This is a genomic window from Massilia sp. P2_C2 (assembly GCF_056404615.1).
In genome coordinates, this window is record NZ_JBFUDR010000024.1 from 14,210 (window position 1) to 35,781 (window position 21,572).

21 protein-coding genes are annotated in these 21,572 nt (G+C 64.0%); 13 read left to right on the top strand and 8 right to left on the bottom strand.

Annotation, left to right across the window (positions count from 1 at the left end):
- Positions 1 to 26: 26 nt before the first annotated feature.
- Positions 27 to 1,169, top strand: coding sequence for a PilT/PilU family type 4a pilus ATPase (locus tag AC1DYX_RS04860; protein WP_477256837.1), 1,143 nt, complete (start codon positions 27 to 29; stop codon positions 1,167 to 1,169).
- 128 nt (positions 1,170 to 1,297) lie between these two features.
- Here the strand turns inward: AC1DYX_RS04860 and AC1DYX_RS04865 are convergent, their stop codons facing one another.
- Both AC1DYX_RS04865 and AC1DYX_RS04870 read right to left on the bottom strand, forming a co-directional pair.
- Complete coding sequence (locus AC1DYX_RS04865; RefSeq protein WP_477256839.1) at positions 1,298 to 1,849, bottom strand: lipid-binding SYLF domain-containing protein; 552 nt, start codon at positions 1,847 to 1,849, stop codon at positions 1,298 to 1,300.
- Positions 1,839 to 2,441: a lipid-binding SYLF domain-containing protein gene (locus AC1DYX_RS04870; RefSeq protein WP_477256841.1), complete on the bottom strand. Its 603-nt coding sequence runs from the start codon at positions 2,439 to 2,441 to the stop codon at positions 1,839 to 1,841. Before AC1DYX_RS04870 ends, AC1DYX_RS04865 begins: the two co-directional genes overlap by 11 nt.
- Before the next feature lie 237 nt (positions 2,442 to 2,678).
- On the opposite strand from AC1DYX_RS04870, the gene AC1DYX_RS04875 reads away from it, so the two are divergent.
- From AC1DYX_RS04875 to AC1DYX_RS04905, 7 genes are all read left to right on the top strand, one after another.
- Entirely contained in the window at positions 2,679 to 3,290 is a 612-nt protein-coding gene (locus AC1DYX_RS04875) for a DUF3885 domain-containing protein (RefSeq protein WP_477256843.1), read from the top strand.
- Between the two features lie 118 nt (positions 3,291 to 3,408).
- Positions 3,409 to 4,233, top strand: coding sequence for a HEAT repeat domain-containing protein (locus AC1DYX_RS04880; RefSeq protein WP_477256845.1), 825 nt, complete (start codon positions 3,409 to 3,411; stop codon positions 4,231 to 4,233).
- 29 nt (positions 4,234 to 4,262) lie between these two features.
- A complete protein-coding gene (locus AC1DYX_RS04885; RefSeq protein WP_477256847.1) occupies positions 4,263 to 4,562 on the top strand; it encodes a hypothetical protein in 300 nt (99 codons plus the stop codon).
- Between the two features lie 643 nt (positions 4,563 to 5,205).
- Positions 5,206 to 5,568: an ArsC family reductase gene (locus AC1DYX_RS04890; protein WP_477256849.1), complete on the top strand. Its 363-nt coding sequence runs from the start codon at positions 5,206 to 5,208 to the stop codon at positions 5,566 to 5,568.
- On the top strand, positions 5,565 to 6,716 hold the full coding sequence (dapE, locus tag AC1DYX_RS04895) for a succinyl-diaminopimelate desuccinylase (RefSeq protein WP_477256851.1): 1,152 nt from the start codon (positions 5,565 to 5,567) through the stop codon (positions 6,714 to 6,716). Before AC1DYX_RS04890 ends, dapE begins: the two co-directional genes overlap by 4 nt.
- Before the next feature lie 14 nt (positions 6,717 to 6,730).
- Positions 6,731 to 7,618 (top strand): 50S ribosomal protein L3 N(5)-glutamine methyltransferase, encoded by an 888-nt coding sequence (gene prmB / locus AC1DYX_RS04900; protein WP_477256853.1) that lies wholly within the window; start codon positions 6,731 to 6,733, stop codon positions 7,616 to 7,618.
- Between the two features lie 39 nt (positions 7,619 to 7,657).
- Complete coding sequence (locus AC1DYX_RS04905) at positions 7,658 to 9,637, top strand: ATP-binding cassette domain-containing protein (RefSeq protein ID WP_477256855.1); 1,980 nt, start codon at positions 7,658 to 7,660, stop codon at positions 9,635 to 9,637.
- A 16-nt stretch (positions 9,638 to 9,653) separates the two neighbouring features.
- Here the strand turns inward: AC1DYX_RS04905 and AC1DYX_RS04910 are convergent, their stop codons facing one another.
- Complete coding sequence (locus tag AC1DYX_RS04910) at positions 9,654 to 10,181, bottom strand: chemotaxis protein CheW (protein WP_477256857.1); 528 nt, start codon at positions 10,179 to 10,181, stop codon at positions 9,654 to 9,656.
- Positions 10,182 to 10,332: 151 nt separating this feature from the next.
- On the opposite strand from AC1DYX_RS04910, the gene AC1DYX_RS04915 reads away from it, so the two are divergent.
- A complete protein-coding gene (locus tag AC1DYX_RS04915) occupies positions 10,333 to 11,436 on the top strand; it encodes an HDOD domain-containing protein (RefSeq protein WP_477256860.1) in 1,104 nt (367 codons plus the stop codon).
- Between the two features lie 92 nt (positions 11,437 to 11,528).
- Here the strand turns inward: AC1DYX_RS04915 and AC1DYX_RS04920 are convergent, their stop codons facing one another.
- From AC1DYX_RS04920 to AC1DYX_RS04930, 3 genes are all read right to left on the bottom strand, one after another.
- The gene (locus tag AC1DYX_RS04920; protein ID WP_477256862.1) at positions 11,529 to 13,484 is read right to left on the bottom strand and encodes a M2 family metallopeptidase; all 1,956 of its coding nucleotides are present in this window, start codon (positions 13,482 to 13,484) and stop codon (positions 11,529 to 11,531) included.
- Between the two features lie 94 nt (positions 13,485 to 13,578).
- Positions 13,579 to 15,492, bottom strand: a complete 1,914-nt coding sequence (locus tag AC1DYX_RS04925) for a flagellar assembly protein A (RefSeq protein WP_477256864.1) — start codon at positions 15,490 to 15,492, stop codon at positions 13,579 to 13,581.
- A 157-nt stretch (positions 15,493 to 15,649) separates the two neighbouring features.
- Positions 15,650 to 16,045, bottom strand: a complete 396-nt coding sequence (locus AC1DYX_RS04930; protein WP_477256866.1) for a hypothetical protein — start codon at positions 16,043 to 16,045, stop codon at positions 15,650 to 15,652.
- 218 nt (positions 16,046 to 16,263) lie between these two features.
- On the opposite strand from AC1DYX_RS04930, the gene ompR reads away from it, so the two are divergent.
- The 3 genes from ompR to AC1DYX_RS04945 all read left to right on the top strand — a co-directional run bounded on the left by ompR (position 16,264) and on the right by AC1DYX_RS04945 (position 18,921).
- Positions 16,264 to 17,028, top strand: a complete 765-nt coding sequence (gene ompR, locus AC1DYX_RS04935; RefSeq protein ID WP_477256868.1) for an osmolarity response regulator transcription factor OmpR — start codon at positions 16,264 to 16,266, stop codon at positions 17,026 to 17,028.
- A 29-nt stretch (positions 17,029 to 17,057) separates the two neighbouring features.
- Positions 17,058 to 18,404, top strand: a complete 1,347-nt coding sequence (locus AC1DYX_RS04940) for an ATP-binding protein (RefSeq protein WP_477256870.1) — start codon at positions 17,058 to 17,060, stop codon at positions 18,402 to 18,404.
- A 157-nt stretch (positions 18,405 to 18,561) separates the two neighbouring features.
- Positions 18,562 to 18,921: a YXWGXW repeat-containing protein gene (locus AC1DYX_RS04945; RefSeq protein WP_477256873.1), complete on the top strand. Its 360-nt coding sequence runs from the start codon at positions 18,562 to 18,564 to the stop codon at positions 18,919 to 18,921.
- Positions 18,922 to 19,394: 473 nt separating this feature from the next.
- Here the strand turns inward: AC1DYX_RS04945 and AC1DYX_RS04950 are convergent, their stop codons facing one another.
- The gene (locus tag AC1DYX_RS04950; protein WP_477256875.1) at positions 19,395 to 19,730 is read right to left on the bottom strand and encodes a hypothetical protein; all 336 of its coding nucleotides are present in this window, start codon (positions 19,728 to 19,730) and stop codon (positions 19,395 to 19,397) included.
- Positions 19,731 to 19,797: 67 nt separating this feature from the next.
- Here AC1DYX_RS04950 and AC1DYX_RS04955 point away from each other — a divergent pair, with 67 nt between their 5' ends.
- Positions 19,798 to 20,349, top strand: a complete 552-nt coding sequence (locus AC1DYX_RS04955; protein ID WP_477256877.1) for a hypothetical protein — start codon at positions 19,798 to 19,800, stop codon at positions 20,347 to 20,349.
- A 24-nt stretch (positions 20,350 to 20,373) separates the two neighbouring features.
- On the opposite strand, the gene AC1DYX_RS04960 is transcribed toward AC1DYX_RS04955, so the two are convergent.
- Entirely contained in the window at positions 20,374 to 21,480 is a 1,107-nt protein-coding gene (locus tag AC1DYX_RS04960) for a serine hydrolase domain-containing protein (protein ID WP_477256879.1), read from the bottom strand.
- Between the last annotated feature and the right edge of the window lie 92 nt (positions 21,481 to 21,572).

A 21,572-nucleotide genomic window follows, 5' to 3' on the forward strand; every position in this document is an offset into this window, starting at 1 on the left:
AATTTCCGCGAAGCAAGGAGAGCACGATGATGATGGAGCGCCTGTTCCAGCTGATGAAGGAAAAGAATGCGTCCGATATGTTCTTCGCGGTCAATTCGCCGGTCCACATCAAGATCAACGGGAATCTCATCCCGATCAACCAGAACAAGCTCGAGCCGGAGAACATCCGCGTCCTGCTGGCCGAGATCGCCTCGCCCGAGCAGATGGAAGAGCTGGAACGCGACAACGAACTGAACATGGGCATCTCCGTGGCTAACCTGGGCCGCTTCCGGCTGTCCGCGTTCCGCCAGCGCGGCAGCATCTCCGCCGTGTTCCGTTTCGTGCCCGCCACGATCCCGCCGCTGTCCGAGCTGGGCCTGCCGTCCGTGCTGTCGGAACTGATCATGGAAAAGCGCGGCCTGCTGCTGATCGTCGGCGCGACGGGCTCCGGCAAGTCGACGACGATCGCCTCGATGCTGGACCACCGCAACGAACAGCGCCACGGCCACATCCTCACGCTGGAAGACCCGATCGAATACCTGTTCAAGAACAAGAAATCCATCGTCAACCAGCGCGAGATCGGCAGCGACGCGAAGAGCTTCGACGTGGCGCTCCGCAATTCGATGCGCCAGGCGCCGGACTGCATCCTGATCGGCGAGATCCGCGACAAGGACACGATGGCCGCCGCCCTCGCCTATGCCCAGTCCGGCCACCTCGTGCTGGCGACCTTGCACGCGAACAACAGCTACAACGCGCTGAACCGCATCATCAGCTTCTACCCCATCGAAAATCGTCCGGCACTGCTGCAAGACCTGTCGTCCGCCGTGCGGGCAATCGTGTCGCAGCGCCTGGTGCGCTCGAAGGCCGGCGGACGGCGCCAGGCGGCCGTCGAGATCATGGTCAATACCCGCTACGTCGCCGACCTGATCGAAAAGGGAGAAATTGGCCAGATCAAGGAAGCGATGGACAAGAGCCTGTCGCCGGGCTCGCAAACGTTCGAGAAGGCGCTGCTGGAACTCGTGCAGGCCGACCTGATCACGCAGGAAGAAGCGCTCGCCAATGCCGACTCGGCCACCAACCTGCTCTGGCTGATCAATAATGGGCCGGACAGCCAGGCCAAGGTCGACGAAGCGCCAAAGCCCGTGGAGCCGGCCGGGCCGTCGTTTACGGAGTTTACGCTGGATAGTTGATTAAGCTGACCGTCCGCTCTCGGTGTTGGAGCTGCCTTTCAAGCAGGTCTGCAATCCTCTCTATTAACGCGGCGTATAGGTGAATTTTTGGCCACCTATGCTTGCCTCGTACATCAAACCACCCTTGGCTACCGTGAAAATTGCCATGCCCTTGGTGTAACCGCCCCGGTCTTGGCGTCTTTCTTCCCGGCGCTGGCACCAGCCGATGTGCCCGTTGTGCCCGCCTGGGCGCCAGCGGAAGCGGTGATAGCGATGGCTTGGGCATTCGCACCGAACTCGAAGTTGCCCTTGGTGAATTCCTTAAGGGCCCGCTCATCCTCGAACAGGATCATTTCGCTGTACGCTTCCGCGCCGAGCTGCAAGCCGACCGTCACCTGCGTCATCGAGGTATCACCGATATATTTTCCATTCTTGTACACGCGCCCCTTGCCATAAGCACCGCCCACAGCGACGCCTGCTTTGCCTATGGTCGGGAAAACCGCGTAGCCATGCGCTGTATCGAGCAGCTTGCCGCTTTCGCCAGCGTTCTTGAAGAGCTTGATAGTGTCGGTATAGTCGTCGGCCCATGCACCCGAGAGTGGCAACACCAGGGATAAAAGTGCGAGGATCGATAGCAGGCGTTTCAACATGATGTGGTCTCCCTGGATGCGTTTGACTGGATAAAACTCGTCACGGCTCATCAAACCTGACAATCCTCTGCCCCTGCAAGCCTATCCCTGCCATGAGCCCCTGTTGGCCAAACAGAAAAGCGTAGACGTCGGATTTCAACGTCGTCGTGGTCAGCGATTTGGCCATGCCCGCATCCACCACCACGACGCTCGGCCCTGAACCGACCGACAATCCGGCGCCGCTGGTCAGCTCGGTGATGGCCGAGTCGGTCAAGAGAAACAAGGCCTCGGAGAATGTCTGGGCGCCCGCCTGCAAGCCGTAGGAAACGGCGCGCGCCCTATAGTAGCCGAGGACTCTGCCGTCCGGCGCAAACATCACCCCTTTCCCGCCTTCCGCACCGACGATCAATCCAGCCTTGGTAATGTCGGGAAACACGACGATGGCCTTCGCACGGGATTTGAGCGCCTGCGCCTCCGCAGTACTGCCGTATAGTTGTTGCAAGGCCGCTTGCGCTTCCGCGACCAGGTGGGGGTCTCCGCCATTTGCTACGGTCGGGTTCGTTGAGCAGGCCGCGATCAACAGAAGGAGAGGAAGAATGAAGATACGCCGAATGGTTGAGATCATTTTTTGAACTCCGGACAGGTACGTCTCGATCGTACGCAACGTCGTGCACCTGGACTGCATGGAGGTGCCAGCAGGTCCATGGTCAGATCCCCATCAATTGTGGCAGTGGCGCTCAGATTGAACGATTGGACCTTGGTCCCAGTTGCACTCCAAGAATGGCGAGCGCATTGCCCGGTCACGCGGCGTGCTGCGCCCGTCTCCGGCCAGAACCGCTCACCGTGAATCGTACCGAGACCTCTTGCGCTTGCTGTTGCTCCAGCAGAGAATGACCTTATTATGATGTTCAGAGAAGAAATTCAGGAAGTCGTCGGAGAAACGTATCGATTCGCATTGTTTTACAATTTCCCGGGAGGTCTTCGTTTCGAACTTTCCAGCGGAGACAGCCCTCTCGACCAAGTGCTGACGGCTCTTCGTAGGGCAACCGCTATTTGCGATGACGTGTTCAGGGGAGAAGAGCAAATTCTTGTCCACCTACAGGCCTTCACATCAGCGTCGCGATTCAGCTTTCGCGAGATGCTTCGCGAGCTTCGACTCGCGGGAATTATTATTCCAGGTGCCAGGGACGTGTGGGTGGATCACGCTGAAGACGATGACGACCATGGAGCTGGAGGTTGGGTCAACTGTGCCTTCGAAGCTCCCGTAACCAAATTGCAAAACCTGCTTTGGTGTGCTGTCGCCACCGATTTTGCCTCGTTACGCCCGAATCCACACTGCCGCGTCTACCTGCTCAATTCGCGCAAGAGGATTGTTTGTCACCCCTACGATGATAGGGGAATGGACGTGATCGGGAGCCAGAAGTCAGCTCTAGCAGAGTTATACACGCGACATGGCGATTTGTTACTCGAGCACGACTCGGAAGTCATGCATAAGACCTTTGAGCAACCCTAACTCGTCCGCGGTACTCTTCGCGCATGGATCCAGAGCGGAACGGCCGGGTTCGACCAGAAGCTATCCAGTCGCCTTTTAACGACGACGCAATGACGATATAGTTCTTGCCAATCTCGCCATGCAATACTGTGCGGAACTGCCGAACGACAAACAAATCCTCCAATACAAGGCCGCCTGTCGTTCGCATTTTGGTTCTGTTCGGACTATCGCCCTTAAAAAAGTACTGGAACAATGCGACGGGAATGGTCATCAGTTTGCGATGGCGGCATTAGACGATCCCCAATCATCCGTGCGATTTGTCGCAGTGGGCTACCTTCGTTCCCAGGGGATCGACGTACGAGCGCTGTATCACGGGTTACTCGATACGCAAAATCTTAAGGCACGAAAACTGAGGATTCTGGTGACTGCGCTTGCCAGTCTTCAAGATGCTGCTGACATACCTCGCATTCAATCGTTTTGCACGAACAGCGACATATCAGTTCGGCGCGCAGCATTCAATTCGTGGCACAAGCTGGCTCCTCAAGACAGAGACGAAATCGCGCTAAGAGCTTTGCAGGACACTGCTCGTGGAGTTCGAAAGTTCGCCTATCAACTCGTTTGCAGATATGGCGCTTACATTCCTTTCTCAAAAATTGAGGAAATTCTCTCGCGTTCCGGAGATTTGAGGATGTTGCTGATGTTTGCTGAACGCGAAAAATGGAGATGGATTGAATATATAGCAAAATTAAGCCGCGACCTCAATCAGGTGGAATCTGATGCGCTAGGCCTCGGGGAGTCACTGGCACGCTGGTTTGTGTTTTCTGTTCGATCCTTTGAACGTCCCAGTGAGGAGCAGGCGCGGCTTCTAACATCTCCTGTAGTCTTATCCAATCTAGAGCGGTTGATGCCGAATGGGCGTCAGCGGATACATTTGATGGCCGAAGAGATCAGGGCATACCGCTAATCTTCAATATCACTTATGGGAATCACAGCATGAAGCATTACCTGTACTGTTCATCGGGTAACACGGTAGGTTTGGACGAGTATCTCGGCTTCTTTGAGATCGATGACGATGGATACTGTGCCCGCTATCTCGAAATCCGTTCCGATGGGCGCGCACTGCGGTACACGGAGCAGCATTCTTCGGATCAGTTTGGTGTGCTGCCAGAAAAATCATGGGATGAGCCAGCAATGGCAGAGCCAGAACTGGGCATTCTGAAGCGTATATCCAACGGGCTTTTTGATAGTGCATGGCAGGCCACCCACTGCAGCAACGACAGAACTCCAGGTTAATGGACTCCATTCAGCTATGCCAAGCCCAACGGCTGGATTCGGCCAGAGGCGGTCGCCCAGCAGACGTCTGCGTTGAAGTACCAACATCGAGTTATTTTCCCATGCGTCGATTTCGCCAGTTTGTAGCTGTCGCTACTTGCGCCTCATTCGCGCTGTTGTTGGGGCTCCCGCTTGCCCTTTATTGGTTGGGCTTGAGCGGGGTCGAAGGCCGTCCTCAAAAGCCACAGCAACTTGCTTCCATTGAGCAACAGACTGTTGTTTGGAAGCGCGCACGCGGGACCGGTTTGCCCCATGTTGCAGCAGATGACCCTTATTCTTATTTTGCCAGCGTACTTTTCGCGCAGCCGGAACGCACTCCGCCCAGCCAACTCGTTACATGGTGGGTTGCTCGCGAGTACCTCCTGACACACAAACGATATAAAGGAATGGGTTGGTGGCATTTGTCCGGGGCAGCACTCGCGATTTGGTTGTCGCGCAATTGGACGAGTGAAGAAGTCTTGTCCGCGGCGGCGCAGTTGCAACAGTCCACTTAGGGTCGCGCCACGATGCGGACTCCTCCTGGTCTCGACATTGCTAAACTAGCCGAAGGACAGCCACCCTGTGCTATCCTTCGCGCCTTCCAGAATTGCAACACCAGCCCGCCATGAAAAAGATCCTCTACGGCATCCCCAACTGCGACACCGTCAAGAAAGCCCGCACCTGGCTCGCCGACAATGGCCAGGAATTCGCCTTCCACGACTTCAAGAAACAGGGCCTGGACCGCGCCACCGTCGCGCACTGGCTCGAGCAGCTCGACTGGGAAACGCTCGTCAACCGCAAGGGCACCACGTGGCGCAAGCTGCCCGACGAGCGCCGCGCGCAGGTCGTCGACAAGGCCAGCGCCCTCGACCTGATGCTGGAAAATCCGTCCGTCATCAAGCGTCCCGTGCTGGAAGGCGCCGGTCCGTTGACGGTCGGCTTTTCCGCCGACCAGTACGAACGCCTGTTCGGAGACTGGCCCGCATGAAGACGTCGCGCACCCAGAAACTCACCGAAGAGCTGATCGCGCTCGATTCCGTCACCCCGCAGGACAAGGGTTGCCAGCAGAAACTGAAGGATCTGCTCTCCCCGCTCGGCTTCCGTTGCGAGACCATCGAGTCGAACGGCGTGACCAATCTGTGGGCCCGCCGCGGCGATGCGTCGCCCGTGTTCGTGTTCGCCGGCCACACGGACGTCGTGCCGACCGGCCCCGCGAACCAGTGGTCGTCGCAGCCGTTCACACCCACGTTGCGCGACGGCAAGCTGTACGGCCGCGGCGCCTCGGACATGAAGACGTCGATCGCCGCGATGGTCGTCGCCGTCGAGGAATTCGTGGCCGCGCACCCGGACCATAGCGGCTCGATCGCCTTCCTGATCACGTCGGACGAGGAAGGCCCGGCCACGGACGGCACCGTCGTCGTCTGCGAACTGCTGGAAGACCGCGGCGAGGCGATCGACTACTGCCTCGTGGGCGAGCCAACGTCCAGCCACGTCCTGGGCGACATGATCAAGAACGGCCGCCGCGGCTCGCTGTCCGGCTGCCTCGTCGTCAAGGGCGTGCAGGGCCATATCGCCTACCCGCACCTGGCGCGCAACCCGATCCACCTGGCCGCGCCGGCGCTGGCCGAACTTGCGGCCGAAAAATGGGATGACGGCAACGAATACTTTCCGCCGACGAGCTGGCAGATGTCGAACATCGCGGCCGGGACGGGGGCGACCAACGTCATCCCGGGCGAAATCAGGATCGATTTCAATTTCCGCTTTTCCACGGCGAGCACGGCCGAGAGCCTGCAGGCGCGCGTGCACGCGATCCTCGACCGCCATGGCCTCGACTACGACCTGAAATGGACGCTGTCCGGCCACCCGTTCCTCACGCCGAAAGGCACGCTGTCGGACGCGATCTGCGGTGCGATCAAGCAGGAACTGGGCGTGACGACGGAATTGTCGACCACGGGCGGGACGTCGGACGGCCGCTTCATCGCCCGTATCTGCCCCCAGGTGGTAGAATTCGGGCCACCCAACGACAGCATCCACAAGATCGACGAGCACATCGAAGTGCGCTATATCGATCCGCTCAAGAACATCTACCGGCGCACGCTGGAGCGTTTGCTGACCATCCCGCCGTCCGCGGCATAACGACGAACCTGGCCATGACCACGACCAATTTCTCCACGCCGCGCGACCTGTTGCGCTACGCCGTCACCCGCTTCAATGGCGCGAAGCTGTTCTTCGGCCACGGCAGCGCCGAAGCCTTTGACGAAGCCGCCTACCTCATCCTGCACACCTTGAAGCTGCCGCTGGACAAGCTCGAGCCTTTCCTCGACGCCCGCCTGCTGCCGGAAGAAGTGTTGCAGGTGATGGCCGTCATCGAGCGCCGCGTCAACGAGCGCGTGCCGGCCGCCTACATCACGAACGAGGCCTGGCTCGGCAGCTATAACTTCTATGTGGACGAGCGCGTGCTCGTGCCGCGCTCGTTCATCGCCGAGCTGATCCCGAACATGTTCAGCCCGTGGGTGGCCGATCCGGACGCCGTCGAGAACGTGCTCGAACTGTGCACCGGCTCCGGCTGCCTCGCGATCATGCTGGCGGACGCGTTCCCGAACGCCGTCGTCGACGCCGTCGACATCTCGCAGGACGCGCTGGCCGTGGCCGAGCGCAACATCCGCGACTATAAGCTGGAAGGCCGCGTGAACCCGATCGAGTCCGACCTGTACGGCAACGTGCCGTTCAAGAAGTACGACCTGATCGTGACGAACCCGCCGTACGTGAACAGCACCTCGATGGGCAAGCTGCCGCCGGAATACCTGCGCGAACCGCAGATCGCGCTCGCGGGTGGCGAGGACGGCATGGACCTCGTGCGCAAGATCATCGACGGCGCCGCCGAGCGCCTGACGCCGGAAGGCGTGCTGATCGTCGAGATCGGCAACGAGCGCGACTACGCGGAAGCCGCGTTCGGCCACCTGGGCCTGACGTGGCTGACCACCAGCCAGGGCGACGATGCCGTGTTCCTGCTGACCGCAGAGCAGTTGGCACAATAACACCCCCGGCGCCGCGCGTGCGGCGCCTATCCGAAGACCATGATCCGATTTACGAACGTCAGTCTCATGCGCGGCACCAAGCCGCTGCTGGAAGACGCCGACCTGACTCTCAACCCCGGCGACAAGATCGGCCTGATCGGCGCAAACGGCGCCGGCAAATCCAGCCTGTTCGCGATGCTGCGCAACGAGCTCCACCCCGACCAGGGCGCGATCGACTTTCCCGCGCGCTGGCGCATGGCCTATGTGGCGCAGGAGACGCCTGCGCTGGACCGTCCCGCCATCGAATACGCGATCGACGGCGACGCCAACCTGCGCGCCCTGCAGGCCGAGCTGGACCAACTGGAAGCCCTGCCGCACACGACGGAGAACGGCCTCGCCATCGGTCACGTGCACTCGGCGCTGGCCGACGCGGATGCGTACACCGTGCAGTCGCGCGCCGAACAGCTGCTGATCGGCCTGGGCTTCTCGCTGGAGCAGATGCGCCAGCCGGTCGCCAGCTTCTCCGGCGGCTGGCGCATGCGCCTGAACCTGGCGCAGGCGCTGATGTGTCCCTCGGACCTGCTGCTGCTGGACGAGCCGACGAACCACCTGGACCTGGACGCCATCATCTGGCTCGAGGACTGGCTCAAGCGCTATGCCGGCACCCTGATCATCATCTCGCACGACCGCGACTTCCTCGACGAGATCGTGAACGTGGTCGTGCACATCGACGAGCGCAAGCTGAAACGCTATTCGGGCAACTACTCGGCGTTCGAGCGCCAGCGCGCCGCGCACCTCGTGCTGGCGGCCGCCGCGTACGAAAAACAGCAGCGCACGCGCGCCCACCTGCAATCGTTCGTCGATCGTTTCAAGGCCAAGGCCACCAAGGCCCGCCAGGCCCAGAGCCGCATGAAGGCGCTGGCAAAGATGGAAGAACTGGCGCCGCTGCGCGCCGCGGCCGAGTTCTCGTTCGAATTCCGCGACCCGCTGTCGGCGCCGAATCCCCTGCTCGTGATGGAAGACGTCGATGCCGGCTATCCGATCCTCGACGCCCATGGCGACAAGGTCGACGGCAAGACCATCGTCCACAAGGTGAATTTCTCGCTGCAGACGGGCCAGCGCATCGGTCTCCTCGGCGTGAACGGCGCCGGCAAATCGACGCTGATCAAGACCGTCGCGGGCGACCTCGCGCCGCTCGCGGGTACGGCCACGTTGGGCAAGGGTCTCGTGATCGGCTACTTCGCCCAGCATCAGGTCGAGATGCTGCGCCACGACGAATCGCCGCTGTGGCATCTGCAGAAGATCGCGCCGACCACGCGCGAGCAGGAGCTGCGCAACTTCCTCGGCGGCTTCAACTTCCCGGGCGATATGGTGGCGAGTTCCATCGCGCCGTTCTCGGGTGGCGAGAAGGCCCGTTTGGCGCTGGCGCTGATCGTGTGGCAGCGTCCGAACCTGCTGCTGCTGGACGAACCCACGAACCACCTCGATCTGGAAACGCGCGAGGCGCTCACGCTGGCGCTGGCGCAGTTCGAAGGCACGCTGGTCGTCGTCTCGCACGACCGCCACCTGCTGCGCGCGACGACCGACCAGTTCATCATCGTGGCCGACGGCCGCCTGCAGCCGTTCGACGGCGACCTGGACGACTACAAGGACTGGCTGTTCCAGGCCAAGCTGAAGGCCGATGCGCGTACTTGCGCACCGCTGCCCTCGTCAGGCGCGACAACAGCGGCGGCGGCGCCCGCCCCCGCCATCGACCGCAAGGAGCAGAAGCGCCTGGAAGCCGGGGAGCGCCAGCGCCTGGCCGCGCTGAAGAAGCCCATCGAAAACCGCATCAAGCGGCTGGAAGAGCAGATGGCGAAGCTGAACGCGAAGAAGGCCGACGTCGACGCCCGGCTGCTCGAACCGGGCATCTACGAGGCGGACAAGAAGGAAGAGCTGAAGAACCTCGTGGCCGACCAGGCCTTCCTCACGCGCGACCTCGGCAACCTGGAGAACGAGTGGCTGGAGCTGCAGGAGCAGCTGGAAGGCCTAGTCGCCTGACCGTCCGGCGCGCCGTTCACGCCACGTGGCGCGCGCCGGCCGCTTCCTGCCTGACCTCCAGCCTGGTCTCCAGATTCGGCTCCAGCTTCGGCCGGCGCACGGACATCAGCCGGTCGATGTCGACGAGGATCAGCCGGCGCGCGCCGTCGTACCCCAGGCCGATCAGGTAATCGACCTGGGCCTGGTCCACGCCCGGCACGGGCTCGACCTGTCCGGGCGCCAGCGAGACGATTCCCGTCACGCCATCCACCACCATCCCCATCACGCAGTTCGACAGCCGGACGATGATCACGTCCGACATCGGGCCGGGCGCGGACGGCGCCGTGCCGCAGGCGGCGCGCATGTCGACGAGCGGCATGATCACCCCGCGCGAGACGGCCACGCCGTTGACGATCTCGCCGTCCGACGTGAAACGCTCGAGGGCCTTCAGTACGCGCAACTCCTGTACCTTCGCGAAATCGAGCCCGTATTCGAGGCCGCCGAGGGTGAAGCTCAGGAACTGCGTGGCGTGGACATCGGTGGTCGGGGTCGTGGTCGTAGTCATGTGCATGGCGGATCCTTTCCTCAAGATCGTCATGCTAAGACGATGATGCTCAGAAACTGTTGCGTGCAGTCAAATTTGAGGAAGACATTTCCTACCTTGTCTGCGTTCTGCACCCTTACAATGATCGGAATTAACTGAAAGGGGATGAGGAATGTACCGGTGGCTCAGACGCCTGTTTTCCGGTCCGGCCGCCACGCCGGCGCAACCAGCCGCCATGCCGGCGCCCGCACCCGTGTCCCCGCCGCCGGCACCGGCCCCCGTCCCTGCCCCCGCGCCCGCCCCTGCCGCTGCTCCTGCGGCCGCGCGCGTGTCGCCGGTTGCGCAGTCGGCCGCACCGCCCGTCTCGTTCGACCAGCTGGAGCGCGTCAACGGCGCGTGGAACGGCTGGCTGTTCGACCGTGCCGACGGCGGTCTGGATCTGAGCGACGCCGAGACGCACGCGCTGGAGGCGCTGGCCGCCATCGTCGCGACGCAACAGTCCGGCGCGGCGCTCGTGCGGCGGATGCCGGGGCTCGTGCCGCAACTGCTGCAAAGCCTGCGCAGCGAGACCTTTTCCGGCAGCGCGCTGTCGCGCACGATCGCGTCCGATCCCGTGCTGGTCGCGGCCGTCGTCCGCCTCGCGAACAGCTGCTACCAGGGCACGGGGCAGGCCATCACGAGCGTCGAACACGCGGTGATCCTGATCGGCCAGGAGGGCTTGCGCCAGCTGATCACGACGGTCGCGTTCCGGCCCATCATCGACATGCATTCAGGGTTCTACACGCGCCGGCTGGCCCCGCACCTGTGGGCGCACTCCGAACGCTGCGCGATGGCCGCGCGCCAGGTCGCCGCCGCGGCCGGGCCCAACGGCGGCATCGAGCCGTTCGACGCCTTCCTGGCCGGACTGTTGCAGAACGTGGGGCTGATCGTCAGCCTGCGCATCATGGACCAGGCGGCGCAGGGCGAGGCGAGACTCGGCTCGGACGTGTTCCTGGCCCAGCTGGCGCGCGACACGCGCCGCCTGTGCGCGAGCATCGCGCGCGAATGGAAGTTCCCGGACACGGTGGCGCAGGCGCTGCTGGAACAGGGCGAGCTGCGGCGCGGCGCGGCCGTATCGCCGCTGGGCCGGCTGCTCAGGATGGCGGATTATCTCGGGAAGGTGCGGATGCTCGTCGAGCAGGGGTTGCTGGACGAAGCGGATGCGAGCCTGTTCGATGGGTTGCCGCCGGAAGCGACGGCCTGCTACGCGGCGCTGGCGGCAAATGGCGGCGGTTGAACGCGAACGTTGAATGGTGGGCACGTCTCGTTTGAGGCCCCCGGCCTCAAACGCCCACCAAACGCAAACCGCGACAACCGTCGGAATGATGGTTACCGCTTCAGCTTTGCGTCTTCGATCGCCAGCTGTTTGTTTTGCTCATCCAGCCACGTCTTGAGCGGCGCGAAGTATTCGAGCATCGCGGTCGCATCCATCTTCTCCGACCCCGTGACGGCCTTCAGCGCTTCCGGCCACGACTTGCTCGTACCCATCTCCAGCATCTGCTGGAATTTGGCGCCGGCCTTCTGGTTGCCGTAGATCGAGCAGCGGTACAGCGGTCCCGTGTCGCCCGCTTCCTTGCACAGCGCGCGGTGGAACTGGAACTGCAGCACGTGGGCCAGGAAGTAGCGTGCGTACGGGGTATCGCTGGCGACGTGGAACTTGGCGCCGGCGTCGAAGCCACCCCCGGTCATCGGGGCCGGACGCGAGACGCCCTGGTACTGCTCCGTCAGCGCCCACCAGGCCTTGTCGTAGTCGGCCGGCTTGACCTGGCCGCCGTACACCTGCCAGCACCACTTGTCGACCTTGTACGCGAACGGCATGAATGCGATCTTCTGCAGCGCCGTGTACAGCAGCGGACCGATTTCCTGCTGCGGATCCGGATCCGTCTTCATCAGGCCGATCTTCTTCAGGTAGGCCGGCGTGATCGACAGCGCGACGGTGTCGCCGATCGCTTCGTGGAAGCCGTCGTTGGCGCCGCTCTTGAACAGCGGCGACTGAGTACTATATGCGAGGTCGTAGTACAGGTGGCCCAGCTCGTGGTGGATGACGCGGAAGTCCTCGGCCGTCGGCGTGATGCACATCTTCACGCGCACGTCGTCCTTGCCGTCCAGGTCCCAGGCCGATGCGTGGCACACGACTTCGCGGTCGCGCGGCCTGGTCAGCAGCGAACGTTCCCAGAACGTCTCCGGCAGCTTGCGCATGCCCAGCGACGTGTAGAACCCTTCCGCATAGCGCGTCATCTCGACGGCGCCCGTCTTGCGCTCTTCCAGCAGCGCCGTCAGGTCTTCGCCCTTTTCCAGCCCTGCCGGTTTCAGGATCGGGTACAGGTTGTCCCAGCTCTGCGCCCACATATTGCCCAGCAGATGGGCCGGAATCGGGCCGTCGGCCGGAACGAGGTCCGGACCGTAGGCCTGGCGCAGCTTGTAGCGCGTGTAGGTGTGCAGCGAATCGTACAGCGGCTTCACCTGCTGCCACAGGCGTTCCATCTCGGCCGCGAACGCATCCGGCGCCATGTCATAGCGCGAGCGCCACAGCGCGCCGGTGTCGGCGTAACCCATCGCACGGGCGCCGTTGTTCGACAGCTCGATGTACTTCGCGTAGTCCTGCCTGTACGCGGGTGACTGGGCGTGCCAGCCGAGCCAGACCTCCTTCAGGCGCGCCGGATCGTGGCTGGTCGCCAGCACTTTTTCCAGTTCGCCCAGCGGCATGCATCCCGGCTTCGCGGCGCGGGTGGCGGCCGGCACGCCGGCGGCCTTCTCGGCAGCGGCAGCGGCCTCCGCGGCAGCGACCGCTGCCTCGGCAGCGGCCGACCCAAGGGTACCGCCCGGCGGACAATACTTCGCCTTGCCGTACGCGCCCGTCATGCTGGCCGCGAGGCGCGCATAGGCGGCGCGGTCGTCGGCGTTTTCCAGCATCAGCGACTGCTGCATCAGCATCAGCTTGCGCGCGCTCGCTGCGGACACCTTCAGGCCGTTGTAGCGGCGCGCCTTGAGGGCAATGTCGCCGCTCATGGTCAGGTAGTGTTCGTTGGCCTGGGCGGTCAGCGTTTCGGTGTCGAGCGTGATGAAGTTCTCGGCCACCCACTCGGCGCGGCCGGCGTCGAGGCCCAGCTGGTCGAGCTTCTTTTCGGATTCGGCGACGAAGCGCTCTGCTTCCGCCACGGTGGGCTTGCCGGCGGGCGTGTTGGCTTTCTTCGTTGCGGCACTGGCCGGGTGCGCGAATAACGCACCGACGCACAGCGCGGCGACCAGCGCGCCGATCGGGCGGCGCTGGAGGTTGGGACGCATGCTGTTCAAGGTTTCCCCTCTGTGTTTGGAGTCGTTGTGAATGCGGCCTCGCGGCCACCCACAAGTATATGCCCTTGCACGCCGCACGCGGTCTTTACGCGTCAGACTCCGTGTCGCTGCTCCACGCAACATTGCCGGCGGCGCCCATGAACAACAGCTCGCCCGCCTGCGGGCCGCGCAGGCGCGTGCGGATTTCGCGCGGCGGCCAGTGGTGCGGCGGTCCGCCCGCCGGGCCGTAGCCGAGGATGCGCACCTGCGTCTCCCCCTGCACCGATGCGATCGCCACGGCGGATACGCTGGCGGCATCGCGCCGCTGCGCCTCCAGGTCCGCGAGCATGCGCGTGCCGGCCTGCTGCTCGGCCTCCATCGCCTTGATCTTGGCGGAGATGTCGGCGATGGTCTTCAGCGCGGGCGCGACGTCCTGCGCCATCTTCTGGAACTGGCGCGTCTGCTCCGGCGACAGCGCCACCTCGCCCTTGCGCACGCGTGCGGCCAGCATCAGGTAGCGGCGCACGTCATCCTTGCCCGTCATGACGTCCATGCCGGCCTTCAGGCGCGCGGCCAGGTCGGCGAACTGGGCGACGCGCTGGCCGACGGCCGCGATCACCTCGTCGATCTTCTGCCCTTCCGCGCACAGCACGGCCACGAGCATCTCGCTCTGCTTGCGCGGCACCGTGCACTCCACCGTCACGCGCCGGCCCGCCAGCGCGCAGCCCTCGGCGATGCCGACGACCACTTCGTCGCCGACGATCTCGCAATTGACGGCATGCGCGACCTCGACGCGCGTGCCGGCGATGACGCAGTTCTCGGCGCGCTCCATCACGATGGCGCCGTCGTCCGTCTGCAGCAGCGCGCCCGAGGCGACGCCGTGCACGCGGATGTCGCCGCGCGCGTTGCGGGCGCTGCCGCCGACGAGGTTCGCCCGCACGACGATCGTGCCGCCGCGCGACACGAGCGCACCGAACACGTCGCCGTGCACGGTGATGCTGTCGGCCTCGATCACGCGTTTTTCCTGGACCTCGCCGAATTCCTCGTAGTCGCCCGTCAGGCTCAGATTGCCGGTCGTCCTGGCGCTGACGCCGTCGCGGCTGACGACCTTGTCGCCGACGGCGATCTGACTCGTCTTCGGATCGACCATCAGAAAGCCGGCCTGGCCGGACACGAGGAACTCGCCCTCGCGCGTGCGCTCGACCAGCGTGCCGGCGCCCGCGTACGACGCGAGATCGGCATCGCGGCCCGGCGTCGCCGGCAGCGGCGTGCCGAACATCTCGAAGCCCTTCGCGCCGGCCGTTGCCGGCAGCTTTTGCAGCAGGCGCACGCCGGGCTGGATCTGCGGGAAGCGGTTCTGGTAGCTGTTCAGGTCGAGCCGGCCGTTGGCCAGCTGGCGCGGTGCGTCGTTGCGGTGGATGTCGTCCGACACTTCGACGATGCTGGCGTCCGCGCCCGGCTCGGGTTCGATCTGGCGCGCGATCGTCACGCGATCGGCCTTGTTCGACGCCAGCGCGGCGCGGATGGCGGGCAGGTCGAGGCCGCAGCGGATTCCCTTCAGCCACATGTCGGCGATGAATTCGTCGACGTCGAGGCGGGTCGGAACGCCCTCGGCCTCCGGGTCGAGCGGGTCGGGCAGCCAGACGGGTTCGAACACATATTCCGCGTAGCCGCGGCCGATCTTCGGAGCGCGGTACAGCGCGCGCCGGGCCGGGTCGAACGCCTGGATGTCGGCCGCGAAGCGCACGACCGCGGCGCCATCGGGCCCGCGCGGCAGCTCGGGACCATGGTCGAACAGGGCTTTCAGCAGGACCGGATAATCGATGCCGACGAAGTAGTTGCCGGCGCGGTAGACGTTGTCGATGGCGGCAACCAGCGTCGTGCCGAGCACGGAGGGATCGGCATACACGCCATCGTCGCGCCTGGCGATGCAATGCTCGGGACCGGTCGCGGCGATCCGCGTCGCCGGGGTCTGCGCCTGCGCGTGCGCATGCGGCGCGGCGGATAGCTCTGTGGTCACATACGCTCCGTGCGGTGAATGCTCCGGCGAGGGCTGGGCCGGGCTATCCGCTAGCGTATCATGTTGTCACTGCAAAATAAACTACAGGCAATAAAGTTGCCTCAGATCAAACAAATGAAAGATAGGAACACGGGCGGCCCGGCCACCCGTCGGGGGATCAGCGGCGCTTCGGCGGGTACAGGTCTATGCCCGCTTCGTTGATCTGGCGGCGCAGGTCGCGCCGTTCGTCCGGCGTCATGCGTCCGCTGCGGCGCGAGTCGTGCTGCTGGTCGCGCTGGTCGCGCTGGTCGCGCTGATCCTGCTGGTATGGCGGCGCACGGCGCTGGTCGCCGTAGCCGCGCGAGTCATCGCGTTGGCCATGGTTCTGCGGCGGCAGGCGGAAACGGGGAGACTGCTGCGGGTATTGCTGCGCTCCCTGGTCATCGCGCCGATCGCCATACTGCTGGGCCCATGCACTGCCGCCCCCCAGCACCAGAGCGCACGCCAGCGCAGCGCAGCGGACCAGGCGGCCTGCCTTTTTCGCTCCGTGGTGGTGGGTGAACGCACTGTTCATGGTGTTCCTCATTCGCGATGCCGTGTCAGGAGTAAGCTGTAATTCAAGCTGTGGTGTAAGCTGCGATTCGATGGGACCAGTGTATGAGGAATCGTCTCCAGGCATAAGGCGAAATGGGTAAAGTTTGTAACACAATGTAATGGCTCGACCATACCCCCTTTGCGTCGAGCCATTAGACGTTACCATAGCGACATTAATCTGACAAATTACAGAACGCGATGAATGCAACCACATCGAATGCCGGCACGGCCGGCGCGAACAGCGGCCACTCCGCGCGGATCATGGTCGTCGACGACGACGTGCGCCTGCGCGACCTGCTGCGCCGCTACCTGACCGAACAGGGCTTCCAGGTCGTGACGGCGGAAAGCGCGCCCGCGATGAACAAGCTGTGGCTGCGCGAGCGCTACGACCTGCTGGTGCTCGACCTGATGCTGCCCGGCGAGGACGGCCTGTCGATCTGCCGCCGCCTGCGCGGCGCCGGCGACCAGACGCCGATCATCATGCTCACCGCGAAAGGCGAGGACGTGGACCGCATCGTCGGCCTCGAGATGGGCGCGGACGACTACCTGCCGAAACCGTTCAACCCGCGCGAACTGGTGGCGCGCATCAACGCGGTGCTGCGCCGCAAGGGCCCGGACGAAATCCCCGGCGCGCCCAGCGAGACGCCGCAGACCTTCGAATTCGGCGACTTCGTGCTGGACCTCGGCACGCGCACCTTGAAGAAGAACGGCGAGACCGTGCCGCTGACGACGGGCGAATTCTCCGTGCTGAAGGTGTTCGCGCGCCATGCGCGCCAGCCGCTGTCGCGCGAGAAGCTGATGGAACTGGCGCGCGGCCGCGAGTACGAAGTCTTCGACCGCTCGCTGGACGTGCAGATCTCGCGCCTGCGCAAGCTGATCGAGCCGGATCCTTCCAGCCCGCTGTACATCCAGACCGTCTGGGGCCTGGGCTACGTATTCATTCCTGAAGGCCAGCCGCGCTAGTGTTCGCTTCAACCCCGAAGGAACAGGGCATGCCGCGCCTGCTCGGCAGGATGAAGAGTGGCCTGTTCTGGCGCACCTTCTTCCTGCTGTCCGTCCTTACGGGCCTGTCGATGGCCTCGTGGATCGGCATGCTCAACGTGTTCCAGCGCGGCCCGCAGGTCGAGCAGACGGCCGAGCTGCTCGTCTCCGTCGTCACCATCACGAAGGCCGCCCTGACGCACTCGGCCCCCGACCTGCGGCGCGAACTGCTGTTCGAACTGGTGTCGAACGAAGGCATCCGCATCTACGACATGAAGCCGACGGACGTCGTCGAACCGCCGCCGCCGAACTCGCTGATGCCGGAGGTGGCCTCGATGGTGCGCGACAAGCTGGGCCCGGACACGCGCTTCTCGCGCCAGGTGAACGACATCCCCGGCTTCTGGGTCAGCTTCGACATCGACGGCGACAAGTACTGGCTCATGCTCGAGCGCGACAAGCTGCCCGGCCTCACGCGCGTGCAATGGCTCGGCTGGGCCACCGTCGTCGGCGTGCTGTCGCTGCTGGGCGCCGCGCTGATCTCGGGCCTCGTCAACCTGCCGCTGGCGCGCCTGACGGCGGCCGCGCGCGCCATCGCCCAGGGCAAGCGCCCTGCTCCGCTGCCGGAAAAAGGATCGCAGGAGATCATCCAGGCGAACCGCAGCTTCAACCAGATGGTCGAAGACCTGCAGCAGCTGGAAAAGGACCGCGCCATCATCCTGGCCGGCATCTCGCACGACCTGCGCACGCCGCTCGCGCGCATGCAGCTGGAAGTGGAGATGGCGCCGCTGTCGGACGACGCGCGCACCGGCATGCAATCCGACATCGCCCAGATGGACGCCATCATCGGCCAGTTCCTCGACTTCGCGCGCCCCACCGAGAGCGCGTCGTTCGTGCCGGTCGACCTGTCCGAACTGCTGGAAGACTGCGCCCACGCGGCCGCCCGCCAGGCGGACGTGCGCACGACGACCGACATCGAGCCAAGCATCCATGTGATGGGCAACACGACCGACCTGCGCCGCGTGATCAACAACGTGATCGAGAACGCGCGCCGCTACGGCAAGACGCCGGGCTCCGACGTGACGGAGATCCACATGGCCCTGCACGTAAAAATGACGGGCCATGGCCGCCGCGCCGTCGTCGAGATCAACGACCAGGGCACCGGCGTGCCGGATGACCAGATCCAGCAATTGCTGCGTCCGTTCACCCGGCTGGACAGCGCCCGCGGCCAGGCGAACGGCGCCGGACTGGGCCTGGCAATCGTCGAACGCGTGATCACGCGCCACAACGCCGAGCTCACGGTGCGCAACCGCGACGGCGGCGGCCTCGTGCTGCAGTTCGCGCTGCCGCTGGCCAACTAAAAACCTGTCCCAGGGTGGGCACGGGGTGCCCACCCTACCGTCCAAGCAAGCATTTCTCTTCGGAAGCGCGACTTGCGCAGTTAAGAGCGCCGCCGCACGGTCGCGCCCGCTACACAGCGATACAGTCGGCCTACAACCACTCTTCGAGGAGGCCAAGATGAAAAAACTGCTACTCGCCACCTTGTTCGTCGGCACCTTCGGCAGCGCCGCGCTGCCCGCTGCCGCCGACGTCGTCATCCGCACCGCACCGCCGCCACCGCGTGACGAAGCGGTACCCGCGGCACGCCACGGTTACGTCTGGGCACCGGGCCATTGGGAATATCGCCATGGCCGCTACGTCTGGGTCAGGGGCACCTGGCTGCGCGAGCGCCACGGCTACGCCTACCATGCCCCGAACTGGGTCGAGCGCGACGGCCGCTGGGTGATGGAACGCGGCGGCTGGCGCCGCGGCGACCGCGACGGCGACGGCGTGCCGAACYGGCTCGACGAGCATCCCAACAATCCGAACCGCAATTGAGCGGAGCAGTGCCCGGACAGGCTGGCCGGGCGGGCAAGAAGGCGCCATCCATACCGATGGCGCCTTTTTTTCGAGTAGGGTGGGCACCCCTGTGCCCACGCGTAACGCCAGCAAATCGCATGCGTCGCGCGTGACGGGGGCCACCCTACGTTCAGCACAACGCAAAAAAGAAACCGCCCGCGCATCGTTGCGTCAGGCGGTAAATCCAAGCTTGCACTTGGAGGAGACAGAGGAGACCAGCGCCCGGGGCGCTGTAACAGAATGGCAAATTGGGACGGCAATCCCACCTGCAAGGGGTAGCGGCAACTATTTTTTTCTCGTCGGTATGTAGGCCTGGACGGACAATCACGAGTCCGCCAGCGATGCCAGACTGCGGCCCAGCTGCGCCGGCCTCAGCGTCGGCCGTCTGCACGCGCTGTTTCGCACGGGATGGGCCGGCGCCGGCCCCCCGCCACCGCGCCACGTCCCACCCGCTAATCGGATTCGCGCAGCCAGGACGAACGCTTCGATCCGCTATTGGAAGCGCCCGTTTCCGCAGGGTGATACGTGGTCGGGCTGAACTGGTGGTCGACGTTTTGCGAAGATGCCGCCGCGGCGCGGGCTGTATTCGCCACAACCGACCTGGTGCGCGTCACGCAACGGCAGACCACCGCGCAGACTGCCACGATGAAGGCGCTGATCGTGATCGCGAGGCCATCGGGACGCCCCGCAATCACCAGGATGCAGGCCACCACCACGAGGTCGATACAAACGAAATAATCGAAACGTGTTTTGGTCTCAGGACCGGTTTTTTTGGCTGACGTGTACATTCAAACGGGCTGACGACGTGACGATGATCGCGCGATTGCATAGCGCACGCCGAATCATAACATTTCCATGCAGAAATTTTCCAGCCCTCAGCCAGCGGACCTGTTCCGGACGGCCGCGCGATACAATGTGACCGTTCTGATCACCGGCACTGTCATGAAAACATCCCTGGGCTCGAGAGGTCGGGCGCAACTGCTCGCTTTGTTCCTCGGCCTGGGCGCTCTTTCATCCCTCCACGCCGAGTCTCTGCCGTTTGCGGGCCGCTGGCACGCTGACGACGATCCGGAACCGCAGGCGGGCTACACGACCCTGGTCATCCGGGGCGACACCATGTCATGGCATGCAAAGGACAAGTCGCTGTCCAAATGCGACCGGCAGTTCACGCTGAAAAAGGAAAGACCGGGCACGGTGTACACCAATGCGCGCGGCACCAAATTCATCGCGGGGGCGCCGGGCAGCATACCGACCTATCTGCTGCAAATGAGCCCCGGCACCTGCGGCAGTCCCGGCGATCAGGTCAGAATCAATTATCCGTTGATCTACGATACCCGCCATATCGAACTGATCGAATACGCCACGGGCAAGCCGGTCAGTGCCCGACGGTTTCATCGCAAGCACTGAGCTGTCGACGACGCTGACGCTGGCCTACCGGCCGCGGGCAGGCGTCGCCAGATCGCATTGCCCGGCCGGTGCCGTCTTGCCGCAATACTTGAAGAACAGCTTTGCCAGGTCGGACGCCATCCGGTCGACATTCATGGGAAATACGTTCGACATCACGAGGACGGTCAGCGGCAGGCGCGTGAAGCGTTCGTAACCGACCTGGTAGCCGGGCAAGCTGCCGCCGTGGCCGACCGCGGTTTCGCCATCGATCGTCTCGATAAACGCCCCGAATCCATAGCCGAACCCCTGGTTGCGCAACATCTCCGTCCTGAGCGCCGGGTCCAGGCCCAATGCGTCGGTGTCGTGCAGCGCGCGGTCCCAGAGCAGCATGTCGTCGATGGACGAATACAGGTTACCGGCGGCGTAGATCATGCTCGGCGCGGTGTAGAACATGTTCTGCAGCCTGTCGCCCTCGCGCAGATAGCCCGGCACCAGGGATGGCACGATCCGGGTATCGTCGAAGTAGCCCGAATGCGTCATGCCCAGGGGCCGCAGGAAGCGGGTCTCGACGACTTCCGCGTACGGTTTGCCGGTCAGCTTTTCGATGACCAGGCCGAGCGCCACGTAATTCGTGTTCGAGTACTCGTATTTGCTGCCTGGCGCGAAGTGCAATGGCTGCTCCCGCACGAGCGCCAGTACTTCGGCCGGCGTGCGGTCGACCCGCACCAGCGTACGGAAGGAATTGGTGCTCGACAGGTATTCGGGCACGCCGCTCGTGTGATTCAGCAAATGCCTGACCGTGATCGGCTGCCATGCCGCCGGCAGGTCGGGGAGATACGTCCGCACCGAAGCATCCAGCGACAAAGCCCCTGCCTGGACCAGCTGCAAGGCCGCCACCGCGGTGAACATCTTGGTGGTCGAGCCGATCCGATAGACCGCATCGGGACGGGTCGGCAACTGCCACGTGCGGTCGCCGATGCCATACGCGCTGCGCACGACCTGCCTGCCCGCGTAGACGATCGCGACGTTGCCGGCCCAGTCCTGCTTCGATACATAGCCCTGCATCATGGCGTCGACATCGCGCTCGAAGGCCTGGCGGTTTTCCTGGGGTGTCGGGGAAGCCGCCGCGGCGGTGACTGCCAGGCTCAGCATCAGCGCGGCAGTCAGTGGGTTCCAAAATGGGCGCATGTCAGGGATATCGGTGGTTGGGCGGTGCATGAGTATACGCAGCCATGACTGCGAAA

What these genes read in the sequence shown, in the direction of transcription:
- AC1DYX_RS04860 (WP_477256837.1), top strand. Translation starts at nt 27, where the DNA reads ATGATGATGGAGCGCCTGTTCCAGCTGATGAAGGAAAAGAATGCGTCC.
- AC1DYX_RS04865 (WP_477256839.1), bottom strand. Translation starts at nt 1,849, where the DNA reads ATGAGCCGTGACGAGTTTTATCCAGTCAAACGCATCCAGGGAGACCAC.
- AC1DYX_RS04875 (WP_477256843.1), top strand. Translation starts at nt 2,679, where the DNA reads ATGATGTTCAGAGAAGAAATTCAGGAAGTCGTCGGAGAAACGTATCGA.
- AC1DYX_RS04880 (WP_477256845.1), top strand. Translation starts at nt 3,409, where the DNA reads ATGCAATACTGTGCGGAACTGCCGAACGACAAACAAATCCTCCAATAC.
- AC1DYX_RS04885 (WP_477256847.1), top strand. Translation starts at nt 4,263, where the DNA reads ATGAAGCATTACCTGTACTGTTCATCGGGTAACACGGTAGGTTTGGAC.
- AC1DYX_RS04890 (WP_477256849.1), top strand. Translation starts at nt 5,206, where the DNA reads ATGAAAAAGATCCTCTACGGCATCCCCAACTGCGACACCGTCAAGAAA.
- dapE (WP_477256851.1), top strand. Translation starts at nt 5,565, where the DNA reads ATGAAGACGTCGCGCACCCAGAAACTCACCGAAGAGCTGATCGCGCTC.
- prmB (WP_477256853.1), top strand. Translation starts at nt 6,731, where the DNA reads ATGACCACGACCAATTTCTCCACGCCGCGCGACCTGTTGCGCTACGCC.
- AC1DYX_RS04905 (WP_477256855.1), top strand. Translation starts at nt 7,658, where the DNA reads ATGATCCGATTTACGAACGTCAGTCTCATGCGCGGCACCAAGCCGCTG.
- AC1DYX_RS04910 (WP_477256857.1), bottom strand. Translation starts at nt 10,181, where the DNA reads ATGACTACGACCACGACCCCGACCACCGATGTCCACGCCACGCAGTTC.
- AC1DYX_RS04915 (WP_477256860.1), top strand. Translation starts at nt 10,333, where the DNA reads ATGTACCGGTGGCTCAGACGCCTGTTTTCCGGTCCGGCCGCCACGCCG.
- AC1DYX_RS04920 (WP_477256862.1), bottom strand. Translation starts at nt 13,484, where the DNA reads ATGCGTCCCAACCTCCAGCGCCGCCCGATCGGCGCGCTGGTCGCCGCG.
- AC1DYX_RS04930 (WP_477256866.1), bottom strand. Translation starts at nt 16,045, where the DNA reads ATGAACAGTGCGTTCACCCACCACCACGGAGCGAAAAAGGCAGGCCGC.
- ompR (WP_477256868.1), top strand. Translation starts at nt 16,264, where the DNA reads ATGAATGCAACCACATCGAATGCCGGCACGGCCGGCGCGAACAGCGGC.
- AC1DYX_RS04940 (WP_477256870.1), top strand. Translation starts at nt 17,058, where the DNA reads ATGCCGCGCCTGCTCGGCAGGATGAAGAGTGGCCTGTTCTGGCGCACC.
- AC1DYX_RS04950 (WP_477256875.1), bottom strand. Translation starts at nt 19,730, where the DNA reads ATGTACACGTCAGCCAAAAAAACCGGTCCTGAGACCAAAACACGTTTC.
- AC1DYX_RS04955 (WP_477256877.1), top strand. Translation starts at nt 19,798, where the DNA reads ATGCAGAAATTTTCCAGCCCTCAGCCAGCGGACCTGTTCCGGACGGCC.
- AC1DYX_RS04960 (WP_477256879.1), bottom strand. Translation starts at nt 21,480, where the DNA reads ATGCTGAGCCTGGCAGTCACCGCCGCGGCGGCTTCCCCGACACCCCAG.